This is a genomic window from Sphingomonas sp. 2SG, from assembly GCF_005503285.1.
GTDB lineage: Bacteria > Pseudomonadota > Alphaproteobacteria > Sphingomonadales > Sphingomonadaceae > Sphingomonas > Sphingomonas taxi.
Map to the genome: position 1 here is coordinate 88,256 of NZ_SCMZ01000004.1, position 11,121 is coordinate 99,376.

Annotated in this window: 13 protein-coding genes and 1 tRNA gene; 6 read left to right on the plus strand and 8 right to left on the minus strand. The window is 67.3% G+C overall.

The window, feature by feature from the left end:
* Positions 1–23: 23 nt before the first annotated feature.
* Both rplU and hspQ read right to left on the minus strand, forming a co-directional pair.
* Positions 24–320 carry a 50S ribosomal protein L21 gene (gene rplU / locus FFS23_RS03280; RefSeq protein ID WP_017979337.1) on the minus strand — a complete coding sequence of 99 codons (297 nt, stop codon included), beginning with the start codon at positions 318–320 and terminating at the stop codon, positions 24–26.
* Between the two features lie 137 nt (positions 321–457).
* Complete coding sequence (gene hspQ / locus FFS23_RS03285) at positions 458–838, minus strand: heat shock protein HspQ (protein ID WP_038661436.1); 381 nt, start codon at positions 836–838, stop codon at positions 458–460.
* 125 nt (positions 839–963) lie between these two features.
* Here hspQ and FFS23_RS03290 point away from each other — a divergent pair.
* Positions 964–1,053: transfer RNA gene (locus tag FFS23_RS03290), tRNA-Ser, on the plus strand.
* Positions 1,054–1,293: 240 nt separating this feature from the next.
* Here the strand turns inward: FFS23_RS03290 and FFS23_RS03295 are convergent.
* The 6 genes from FFS23_RS03295 to FFS23_RS03320 all read right to left on the minus strand — a co-directional run bounded on the left by FFS23_RS03295 (position 1,294) and on the right by FFS23_RS03320 (position 6,008).
* Entirely contained in the window at positions 1,294–1,623 is a 330-nt protein-coding gene (locus FFS23_RS03295) for a hypothetical protein (protein WP_249340499.1), read from the minus strand.
* A 92-nt stretch (positions 1,624–1,715) separates the two neighbouring features.
* A complete protein-coding gene (locus FFS23_RS03300; RefSeq protein WP_169742527.1) occupies positions 1,716–2,360 on the minus strand; it encodes a TetR/AcrR family transcriptional regulator in 645 nt (214 codons plus the stop codon).
* A 40-nt stretch (positions 2,361–2,400) separates the two neighbouring features.
* On the minus strand, positions 2,401–3,543 hold the full coding sequence (gene lldD, locus FFS23_RS03305) for an FMN-dependent L-lactate dehydrogenase LldD (protein ID WP_137897432.1): 1,143 nt from the start codon (positions 3,541–3,543) through the stop codon (positions 2,401–2,403).
* Positions 3,540–4,445, minus strand: coding sequence for an alpha/beta hydrolase (locus tag FFS23_RS03310; RefSeq protein WP_212742899.1), 906 nt, complete (start codon positions 4,443–4,445; stop codon positions 3,540–3,542). The genes lldD and FFS23_RS03310 overlap by 4 nt, the downstream gene beginning before the upstream one ends.
* An 11-nt stretch (positions 4,446–4,456) precedes the next feature.
* Positions 4,457–5,218, minus strand: a complete 762-nt coding sequence (gene lra1 / locus FFS23_RS03315; RefSeq protein ID WP_137897433.1) for an L-rhamnose 1-dehydrogenase Lra1 — start codon at positions 5,216–5,218, stop codon at positions 4,457–4,459.
* A complete protein-coding gene (locus FFS23_RS03320) occupies positions 5,208–6,008 on the minus strand; it encodes an IclR family transcriptional regulator (protein ID WP_137897434.1) in 801 nt (266 codons plus the stop codon). Before FFS23_RS03320 ends, lra1 begins: the two co-directional genes overlap by 11 nt.
* Before the next feature lie 95 nt (positions 6,009–6,103).
* On the opposite strand from FFS23_RS03320, the gene rhmD reads away from it, so the two are divergent.
* The 5 genes from rhmD to FFS23_RS03345 are packed head-to-tail and all read left to right on the plus strand — an operon-like array spanning position 6,104 to position 11,097.
* A complete protein-coding gene (rhmD, locus tag FFS23_RS03325; RefSeq protein ID WP_137897435.1) occupies positions 6,104–7,285 on the plus strand; it encodes an L-rhamnonate dehydratase in 1,182 nt (393 codons plus the stop codon).
* 10 nt (positions 7,286–7,295) lie between these two features.
* Positions 7,296–8,153 (plus strand): 2,4-didehydro-3-deoxy-L-rhamnonate hydrolase, encoded by an 858-nt coding sequence (locus tag FFS23_RS03330; protein ID WP_137897436.1) that lies wholly within the window; start codon positions 7,296–7,298, stop codon positions 8,151–8,153.
* A complete protein-coding gene (locus FFS23_RS03335) occupies positions 8,150–8,899 on the plus strand; it encodes an SDR family NAD(P)-dependent oxidoreductase (protein ID WP_137897437.1) in 750 nt (249 codons plus the stop codon). The genes FFS23_RS03330 and FFS23_RS03335 overlap by 4 nt, the downstream gene beginning before the upstream one ends.
* Before the next feature lie 48 nt (positions 8,900–8,947).
* Positions 8,948–9,868: an amidohydrolase family protein gene (locus FFS23_RS03340; protein ID WP_137897438.1), complete on the plus strand. Its 921-nt coding sequence runs from the start codon at positions 8,948–8,950 to the stop codon at positions 9,866–9,868.
* Entirely contained in the window at positions 9,868–11,097 is a 1,230-nt protein-coding gene (locus tag FFS23_RS03345; protein ID WP_137897439.1) for a sugar MFS transporter, read from the plus strand. The genes FFS23_RS03340 and FFS23_RS03345 overlap by 1 nt, the downstream gene beginning before the upstream one ends.
* Positions 11,098–11,121: the final 24 nt, after the last annotated feature.

Sequence of the window (11,121 nt, forward strand, 5' to 3'; positions counted from 1 at the left end):
CTACTCCTGTTCGCGCTTGTGGCTCAGCCGACCGAGACGATCTTGAGGATCGTGTGGTTCTGGCGATGGCCGTTCTTGCGGCGATAATTGTGACGGCGGCGCTTCTTGAAGACGATGACCTTCTCGCCCTTCGCCTGCGCGACGATCTCGGCGGCGACGGTGAGGCCCTCGACGCTCTTCAGCTCCGAGCCTTCGCCCGCGAGCAGGACGTCACCCAGCGTGATCGATGCGCCGGCTTCGCCGTCCAGCTTCTCGACGACGATCTTGTCTCCGGCGGCGACGCGATACTGCTTGCCGCCCGTGCGCACGACTGCGAACATGGCTTTAGTCACTTCCCAAAAAACATATGCCCACTCGGGAAGGCCCGGCGGGATGAGCGGTGGCAGCTAAGGAAAACGCGGGGCGCTGTCAACCACCGGCGCCGCGATTCTGCGGTCCGCCGGCGATTCCGCTCGACTCAGTGGCGATGTTCGCGGCGCAGGGCGTAGCGGCCGTCGGCGAAATCGGTGAACAGGCCGGCGATCGCCGGATGATCGATCGGCTCGTCGCTTTCGTCGGCGACCAGATTCTGCTGGCTGACATAAGCGATGTAGCTCGATTCCATATTCTCGGCGAGCAGATGGTAGAACGGCTGCTCCTTGGTCGGGCGCACGCTCTCCGGAATCGCCTCATACCATTCGTCGGTATTGGAAAAGACCGGATCGACGTCGAAGATCACGCCGCGGAAGTCGAACAGGCGGTGACGGACCACGTCGCCGATCGAAAAGCGGGCATGGGCGATCGCGGGGACATCGATGTCGCCGAAGGGCAGCACACCGGTAGGATCGTGACGAGGCATGAGCGCAATCTAGGGGTCTTTCTGCGCCGCACAAGCGCAAGGGTGCTTGCCAGCGCAAAACGAACCCGTTAGAGGCGCGCCCTCGACCGACCGATCAGGCCCTCGCGCCTCGAAACGTCTTCTGCGGAGAGGTGGCAGAGTGGTCGATTGTACCGCACTCGAAATGCGGCGTGCCTTTGCGGGCACCGAGGGTTCGAATCCCTCCCTCTCCGCCACTTACCGTCGATGATACGAGACATTTCCCGATCCACGGGGCCTGCCCGGCTAACCGGGGCAAATACCGGAACACCCATTCGGATGGCGTTGCGCGTAGATCGCCAATGACGCCTGCTGCGCGGCCGCTGCCAATGCGTCGGCCACCGGACGGTCGATACTGCCCGAGCGGATCAGCAGGCGCCAAAAAAAGGCTGCCGATGATGTCTCGGCAGCCCATGGCATCGGATAAGGGTCAGGCGTTACTTCGCCGCTGCGGCCGGTTTGGCGGGCAGTTTCGCGAAGTCGGCGTCGATCGCTGCCAGCACCTTGTCGGTCACCGCATCGGGCGAATATTGCTGGATGTCCTTCAGCGTCATCGCCCGCGCCATGTCGATCTGGTCGTTGGTCGTCATCCCCGGGACGTGCTTCTCGATCACCGCCTTGGCGGCCGGATCGTCGAGCAGCGTACCGATCTCGGTCTTCGACGTCGAATAATGGGCCGCCGTCGCGGTCGCGGACGCGGCGGGCGGCTTGGCGGCCTGCGCGTTCACGAGCGTCGCGGGGGCCAGAAGAAGGGCGGCAGCTGCCATCAACGTACGCATAGATATCCTCTCATCACGCAGCGTCGGGGCTGCCAACAGTTATATCGTACGGTACCGTATCTATGTCAATGACCGGCCGGTCACCAGATCGCGCGGGCGGCCATGATGATGTCCACCGTCCGCTCGCCGTAAGCGTCGAATTCCGCGTTGCTGACGGTCCGGATCAGGCTTTGCTGGAGATACCAGCCCGTCATCGACGCGACGATGCGCGTGGCGATGCTTTCCGGATCGCGCGCGGGAATGCCGTCTCTTGCGGCGGCGTCGCGGATGTCCCGAGCGATCAGGTTGATGATATAGAGCGAGCCGACGTCGTGCATCGATTTGGCGAGTTCCGGAAAGCGGCCGGCGGTCGAGACGATGATCCGCTGGAACGCCTGCACCTCGGGATTGTCGTGCGACCGGGCGATGACGCGGACGTGGTGGCGCAGCCGCTGGTCGATGTCGTCGGTCAGTTCGCTATCGGCCTCGGACGCCTCCGCCGACCATCGCGCGACCGCATCCTCGACGATCGCGTGGAACAGCGCCTCCTTCGAGGGGAAGCGACCGTATAGCGTCGTCTTGGACACGCCGAGTTCGAAGGCGATTGCTTCCATCGCGACGGCATCGAAGCCGTTTTCCAGAAAATGGCGACGCGCGGTGGCGATCAGCGCATTGTCGATTGCCTCGACCTGCTTGGCCGTCGGCCGGCCGCGGCGGGGTACGAATGTCGGAGCAGCCTTGGTCATGGCGTCGCCCATATAAGACTGGCCCCGCGATACCAAGCCGTCAGCGGACCAGCGCGCTGCGGTCGAGCGAGGCGATCGTCGTGCGCGCGGTCAGCGCCATGGCCACGCGCATCTCCGCTTCCATGAGCTGCAGCATGTGGGTGACGCCCTTTTCGCCGGCCGCGGCCAGCGCGTAGACCCAGGCGCGGCCGAGCAGCACGCCGTGCGCACCGAGCGCGAGCATGCGGACGACGTCGAGGCCGGAGCGGATGCCGCCATCCGCCAATACCGTCAGCCGATCCCGCACCGCATCGGCGATGATCGGCAAGGCCGCGGCGGTCGACGGGACGCCGTCGAGCTGGCGCCCGCCATGATTGGACACGACGATCCCGTCCGCCCCGAGCGTCGCCGCGGCGCGCGCATCCTCCACGTCGAGAATGCCCTTGATGACCAGCGGCCCGTCCCAGCTCTCCCGGATGAATTCGAGGTCGCGCCACGAGACCGTCGGATCGAAATTGTTGCGCATCCAGGCGAAGAAGTCTTCGAGACCGGTGTTCTTGCCGAGCACGGGGGCGACGTTGCCGAGCTGATGCGGCCGCCCGCGGACGCCGACGTCATAGGCCCAGGCCGGGCGCAGCATCGCCTGGACGGTGCGCCGGGCGGACCCCATGAACCCCGACGCCCCCGCCAGCCCCGATCGATAGTCGCGATAGCGCGACCCGGGGACGGGCATGTCGACGGTGAAGATCAGCGCGGAGCAGCCCGCGTCCTTCGCCTGTGCCATCAGGTCGCGCATGAAGCCGCGATCGCGGATCATATAGAGCTGGAACCAGAAGGGCGCGTCGGTGCCGGCCGCGACCTCGGCGATCGGGCAGGCGGACACCGTCGACAGGCAGAAGGGGATACCCGCCTTGCTCGCCGCGCGCGCCGCCTGGACCTCGCCGCGTCGCGCGTTGAGGCCCGCGAGGCCGATCGGCGCCAGCGCGATGGGCATGGCGAGATTCTGCCCGAACAATTCGGTGGTCAGGTCGAGCGCCGAAACGTCGGTGAGGATCCGCTGCCGCAAGGCGATCGCCTCGAGGTCCGCGATGTTCCGCCGCAACGTCACCTCGGCATAGGAGCCGCCGTCGATATATTCGAACAGGAAATGCGGGAGCTTGCGGCGCGCGAGGTCGCGGTAGTCGAGAGCCGATGCAGCCTTCATGGTCTTGCCTTCAGGAAGCCGTTGAACGTGATCCAGCGCAACAGCCCGTCGATCCAGCCTTGCGTCGTGGTGCCCTTGACGCCCAATCCGAAGCCATGTCCACTGCGTTGATAGGCATGGAATTCGAACGGACGGCGTGCCGCGGCCCAGCTTTCGAGCAGACCGTAGCCGGCGCGACCGGACAGCGGATCGTCGGTCGCCATCGCCACGAACATCGGCGGCGCATCGGCGGGTACCGCGATCCGCTCCATCGGCGGATAGATCGGCGCGATGAACGCGGGCCGATCGGCGGGCGCCGCCTGCAGCGTGACTCCCAGCGTCGTCCGCGCGCCGGCCGAGAAGCCGATCATGCCGACCCGCGTCGAATCTATCCCCCATTCCCTCGCGCGCGCGCGCACCAGGCGCAGCGCGGCAATGCCGTCGGCGACGGCATAGGCCGGCGTCGTGATCTTCAGTCCCTCGCCGGGCTTGCCGATCCAGTTCGTCATCCGCGCCGACATCGCGCGACCGAAGCCGGCCGGGTCGCGCGGCGTCGGATCGACGCGGTATTTCAGGACGAAGGCGGCGATGCCATGATCGGCCATGACCCGGGCGACCTCCATCCCCTCGTGGTCCCAGGCCAGCGTCATGAAGCCGCCGCCCGGGGCGATCACCACCGCGGCGCCGGTGCGCTTGCCGATATCGGGGAGCACCGGCACCAGGCTCGAGGACACGGTGTTCCGGACCGACATCGCCCCCGGCTTGCCGTTCCACTGTTCGGGACCATTGCCGTTCGGCACATCGCCGGTGCGGAGCGGCAATGCGGTCGCGAATTCGGCGGGAACCGGCAGCGACGGCGGCACGGTCTGCGCGGTGGCCGCGAGCGGCGCGAGGAGGAGGGCCAGAAGGGCGACGATGTGCATCGGTCTGCCGATCATTGCAGGTTCACATAGGCGCCGCCGTCGACGAGCAGCGCCGCGCCGGTGACGTAGCGCGCCATGTCGGAGGCGAGGAAGACGATCGGACCGGCGAGATCCTCGGGTTCGCCGAGCCGGCCGAGCGGAACCCGCGCCGCCATCCGCTCGCGCTTGCCGGTATCCGCCAGATCGTCGCGGTTGATCTCGGTGAGGATCGTGCCCGGCAGGACCGAATTGCAGCGGATGCCGTGCCGGCCGAGCGCGATCGCGGCGGATTGCATCAGCGAATGCACGCCCGCCTTGGTCGGCGTGTAATGCGTCTGATATTCGCCCCCGACCAGCGCCGATATCGACGAGACGGCGACGATCGCGCCGCCACCGCCCTGCGCGACCATCCGGTTGGCGGCGGCCTGCACCATATAGAAGGCGCCGTGCAGGTTGACCGCCATCGTCCGCTCGAACGTCGCGCCCGGCATGTCGAGAAACGCATGGAACGGACAGATGCCGGCGTTGGACACGAAGACGTCGACCCGGCCCAGCGAATCCGCGGCCCGGCCGACGAATGCCGTGGCGGTATCGGGCTCGGCGACGTCGCCCTTCAGCGCGACGCAACGGCGCCCGAGCGCCTCGATGCGGGCAACGACGTCGTGCGCGCCGGCATCCGCGTCGATATAGTTGATCGCGACATCGGCACCTTGGCGGGCGGCCTCGACCGCGGCGGCGGCGCCGATCCCAGACGACCCGCCGGTGATGAGGACCGTCTTCCCTTCAAGCAACAATGGGGCTCTCCTTGTCGGACCATCCGAGGTCCCGGCTGATGTCGTGCGCGGTCGTGACGACCAGATCGGCCAGATCCCGCATGCGCGCGTCGTTCATATATTGTGCGGCGCTCGACACGCTGAGCGCGCCGACGATCGCCCCGCCGGCATCGCGCACCGGCGCGGCGACGCAGCGGATCTGGTCTTCGTTCTCCTCGAGGTCGAAGGCGCAGCCGGTCGCGGCATAGTCGCGCATCCGCGCCAGCCACAGGTCGCGATCGACCGGCAGGCCGCCATCGCGCGCATCGGCGTCGAGCTGCGCGATCCAGACGGCGGCGGGCCGGTCGATCATCAGCGCCTTGCCGAGCCCGGTCGAGGTGAGCGGCTGCCGGTCGCCGATCCGCGACGAGATGGTGATGCGGCGCCGGCCGGGCATCTTGTCGAGGTAGAGTGCGCGGTCGCCGTCGAGCACGCCGAAATGCACCGTATCCTCGGTCCTGGCGGACAGCTCCTCGAGATGCGGCCGCGCGACCTGGACGATGTCCGCCTGCTCGTGCGCAAGCTGTCCCAGTTCGAGCAGCTTCGGCCCCAGCCGATAGCCGGCACGCGGCGTGAATGCGAGATAGCCGCGCTCCACCAGCGAGGAGGCGAGGCGATGCGTCGTGCTGCGACTGAGCCCGAGCTGCGCCGCCATCGGCGTCAGCGTCGTCGCGCCGCGTGCGACCGCCTCGACCACGTCGAGGCCCCGCATCAAGGTCTGGCTGCCGCCCGCCCCGGTCTGGGGCTGGGCCGCGTTTCTCTCCGGTTCCATCCCACGGGCTTACACCATGTTTCATCATGTGGAAAATATTTATTGTACGTAGTCGTATCCTTTCGGTATGCGAGGGGCAACGCAGGAGAGGAATCATGCTGGCGAAGATCAAGCACGTGCGGGCGTTCGTCGTACGCGGCGGTGGCGCGGACTATCACGACCAGGGGGAGGGCCACTGGATCGACGATCACATCGCGACGCCGATGGCGCGCTATCCCGAATACCGCCAGTCGCGGCAGAGCTTCGGGATCAACGTGCTCGGCACGCTGGTGGTCGAGATCGAGGCGGACGACGGCACGATCGGCTTCGCGGTGACCACCGGCGGCGAGCCTGCCTGCTATATCGTCGAGAAGCATCTCGCCCGCTTTCTCGAGGGCCGCAACCCGGCCGATTACGAGAAGATCTGGGACCAGATGTACTTCTCGACCCAATATTACGGGCGCAAGGGGCTGGTCATCAACGCCATCTCGGGCGTCGACCTCGCGCTGTGGGACCTGCTCGGCAAGCTGCGGCAGGAGCCGGTCTATCACCTGCTCGGCGGTGCGGTCCGCGACGAGCTGCAATTCTACGCCACCGGCGCGCGCCCCGATGTCGCCAACGAGCTGGGCTTCATCGGCGGCAAGCTGCCACTGCACCATGGTCCGGCCGAGGGGCTGGAGGGACTGCACAAGAACGTAGCCCTGCTCGCCGACATGCGTGAGAAGGTCGGCCCCGATTTCTGGCTGATGTACGATTGCTGGATGGCGCTCGACGTCGATTACGCCACCCGCCTCGCCATCGCCTGCCACGACCATGGCCTCAAATGGATCGAGGAGGCGATCAGCCCCGACGATTATTGGGGCTATGCCGAGCTGAAGCGCAACGTCCCCAAGGGGATGCTGGTCACCACCGGCGAGCATGAGGCGACCCGCTGGGGCTTCCGGATGCTGCTGGAGATGGATTGTTGCGACATCATCCAGCCCGATGTCGGCTGGTGCGGCGGCGTGACCGAATTGCTCAAGATCTCCGCGCTGGCGGACGCCAAGGGCAAGATGGTCGTGCCGCACGGCTCGTCGGTCTACAGCTATCACTTCGTCGTCACGCGCCACAATTCGCCGTTCGCCGAATTCCTGATGATGCATCCCGGCCCGACCGAAGTGGTGCCGATGTTCGCGCCGCAGCTGCTCGGCGAGCCGGTGCCGGTCAACGGCCGCCTCAAGGCGAGTGCCCTGGATAAGCCCGGCTTCGGCGTCGAGCTCAACCGCGCCGTGCCGCTCCACCGCCCCTACACCCATTGAGGATCGATCCATGAAGCTTTGCCGCTATGGCCCCAAGGGCGACGAGACGCCCGGTCTCGTCGACGCCGACGGCCACATCCGTGACCTGTCCGGCATCGTGTCCGACATCACCGTCGAAACGCTGCGGACGCTCGCCGGCGTCGACGCGGCGACGCTGCCGCTGGTCGCGGGCGACCCGCGCTACGGCGTGCCGCTCGCCGGGATCGGCAAGATCGTCGCGATCGGCCTGAACTATCGCGACCATGCGATCGAATCGAACCTGCCGATCCCGACCGAACCGATGATGTTCATGAAGGCGCTGTCGAGCCTGAACGGACCGGACGACGACGTGATCCTGCCGAAAGGCGCGATGCACGGCGATTGGGAAGTCGAGCTGGGCGTGGTGATCGGCAAGACCTGCCGCTACGTCGATCGCGCCGCGGCGCTGGATCACGTCGCCGGCTACGTGCTGGTCAACGACGTGTCGGAGCGGTTCAACCAGAAGCAGCGCGGCACGCAATGGTCGAAGGGGAAGGGGCACGACACCTTCTGCCCGGTCGGCCCGTGGCTGGTGACGCCGGACGAGATCGGCGATCCGCAGGACCTCGCCATGTCGCTCGACGTCAACGGCGTGCGGATGCAGACCGGCAATACGAAGACGATGATCTTCGCGGTCGACGAACTGATCTCCTACGTCAGCGAATATGTCACGCTGGAGCCGGGTGACCTGCTCATCACCGGCACGCCGCCCGGTGTCGGTGAGGGCAAGAAGCCCGACGCGATCTACCTCGCGGCCGGCGACACGATGACGCTGTCGATCGCGAAACTGGGCACGCAGACGCAGAGCGTCGTCGCCTGGCGCCATCCGCGCACGGGAGAGGCGGCATGACGATCTTCCCCGGACGCTTCGCCGGCCGCGCCGCGATCGTCACCGGCGGCGCCTCCGGCCTCGGCAAGGCGGTCGCCAGACGGATCGTCGCCGAGGGCGGCACGGTCGCGCTGTGGGATCTCAACGCCAGCATGCTCGAGGCCGCGGCGGCCGAGGTGGGCGCGACGCATGTCGCCGCGCTCAACGTCGCCGAACTGTCCGAGGTGGAGGGCGCCTTCGCCGAGAGCCATGCGGCGCTGGGCAGGGTCGACGTGCTCGTCTGCTCCGCCGGCATCACCGGCGCCACCGCGCCCGTGCACGAATATCCCGTGCAGAGCTGGCTGAACGTGATGAGCGTCAACGTCGACGGGCTGTTCTATTGCAACCGCACGATCGTGCCGGCGATGCTGGCGCAGGGCTATGGCCGGATCGTCAACGTCGCCTCGGTCGCCGGCAAGGAGGGCAATCCCAACGCCTCGGCCTATTCGGCATCGAAGGCGGCGGTGATCGGCTTCACCAAGAGCCTCGGCAAGGAACTGGCGGGGAAGGGCGTCGTCGCCAATGCGATCACGCCGGCGACGTTCGAAAGCCCGATCCTCGCGCAGCTCCCGCAAAGCCAGGTCGACTATATGCGCTCCAAGATCCCGATGGGGCGGCTCGGCGAGGTCGACGAGAGCGCCGCGATGGTCTGCTTCATGGCGTCCGAAGAGTGCAGCTTCACCACCGCGGCGACCTTCGACACGTCGGGCGGCCGTACGACCTTTTGATACGAAATCGCGGTGACCCGGAACGCCGGGCGCCCCGGGGAGAGGATTATGAACGACATCCCCTTCGTCGACGCGCACGTCCATTTCTGGGACCTCGCGCAGCTGCGCTACGACTGGCTCGCCCCGCCGTTCGGCGACGGCGGGCCGAACGGCGACGTCTCGGCGATCGCGCAAACCTATCTGCCCGCCGATTACCGGGCGGAGACCGCCGCGTGGACCGTCGCCGGCGTCGTCCATATCGATGCCGGCGCGCGGCCGGACGAGGATCTGGCGGAGACCGCCTGGCTCGACCGGCTGGCGGATGCGGGCGGTCTGCCGACGGCTATCGTCGCTTTCGCCGACCTGACCGCGCCCTGCGTCGACGATGCGCTGCACCAGCAGGCGCAGTCGCGGCGCGTTCGCGGCATCCGCCAGATCGTCAATTGGCATGCCGAGACCCGGCGGACCTATACGTTGCAGGATATGACGCTGATGCCGGAATGGCGCCGCGGCTTTGCGCGACTGGCGGTACATGGCCTGTCGTTCGATCTGCAATGCTATCCCGGCCAGGTCGCCGGCCTCGTCCCCGTCCTGTCGCGGCACGACGACGTGCCGGTGTTCCTCAACCACATGGGGATGCCGGTGCTGACCGATGCCGATGGCCTTGCCCGATGGCGGGAGGGCATCCGCCAGCTCGCGGCGCTGCCGCACGTCGCGATCAAGATCTCCGGCATGGGCTTTGCGTGGCGCGACTGGACCGAGGATCGCGTCCGCCCGCTCATCCGCGAGGCGATCGAGCTGTTCGGCACCGACCGCGTGATGTTCGCCAGCGACCTGCCGACCGATCGATTGTTCGGGACGGTCGACCGGCATCTGTCCGCCTATCATGCCATCGTCGCCGATTTCAGCCGCGCTGAACGCTGCGCCTTGTTCGGCGGCAACGCCAATCGCCTCTACCGCCTCGATCTCGATCTGGAGACCCGCCCGTGATGCCTCCCGTCCCCGTCCATGCGGCGGAGGTGCCGCGGCGCACCCTGCGCGTCGCGCTGTCCTTCGCGATCAGCCTCTTCTTCATCTGGGGGCTGGCCTACGGCCTGCTCGACGTGCTCAACAAGCATTTCCAGGACACGCTGCACGTCGGCACGGCCGAATCGACGTGGCTCCAGATCGCCTATTTCGGCGCCTATCTCGTCGTCAGCCTGCCCGCGGGGCTGTGGCTGGCGCGGGCGGGCTACAAGATTGGCATCCTCACCGGGCTGGCGGTGACGGCGATCGGCGCCTTCCTGTTCATCCCGGCGGCGGCGTCGGGTACGTTCCTGCCGTTCGTGCTGTCGATGTTCGTGCTCGCCGCGGGCCTCGCCTGTCTCGAAACCGCCGCGGACAGCTATGTCGCGGTGCTCGGCCCGCCCGAGGATGCCTCGCGTCGGCTCAACCTCGCCCAGTCGTTCAACGGGCTCGGCACGTTCATCGGGCCGCTGATCGGCGGGACGCTGTTCTTCGCCGACGGTCCTGCCGCGGCGGGCGGCGCGCATGACAACGTGCGGATGATCTATGCCGGCATCGGCGTCGCGATCGTCGTCTTCGCGCTCTTCGTGGCGCGGGCGCATCTGCCGGAGATTTCGGAAGACAGCCACGCCGTCGAGGGCGGACGCAGCGGCGGCATCCTCGCGCGCCGCCACTTCGTGCTCGGCGTGGTGACGCAGGCGATCTACATCGGCGCGCAGGTCGGCATCGGCGCGTTGTTCATCAACGTCGCGGTGACGACCTGGGACGGGCTGACCGCGCGCGGCGCGGCCTATCTCCTGTCCTTCGCGCTGATGACCTATATGGTCGGGCGGTTCGCCTCGACCGCGTTGCTCGCCCGTGTCGGGCCGCGCCAGTTGCTGACCGTGTTCGCGGTGGCGAACGTCGTCCTGTCGCTCGTCGTCGCCGCGGGTGTCGACCGCGTGTCGCTGATCGCGATGATCGGCGTCTTCTTCTTCATGTCGACGATGTTCCCGACCATCTTCGCGCTGGGTGTCCGCGATCTCGGCCGCGGCGCCAAGCGCGGCGCGTCGGCGATGGTGATGGCGATCGGTGGCGGCGTCGCCTTGCCCTATCCGATGGGGTTGCTTGCCGAGCGCTACGGCGCACCCGCGGCATTCGTGCTGCCGGCCGTCTCGTTCGCGATCGTCGCCCTCTACGGCTGGCGCTTCTCGAAGCTCGAGGACGAGCGCTGAGCCCATCGTCGCGAGATAATATGA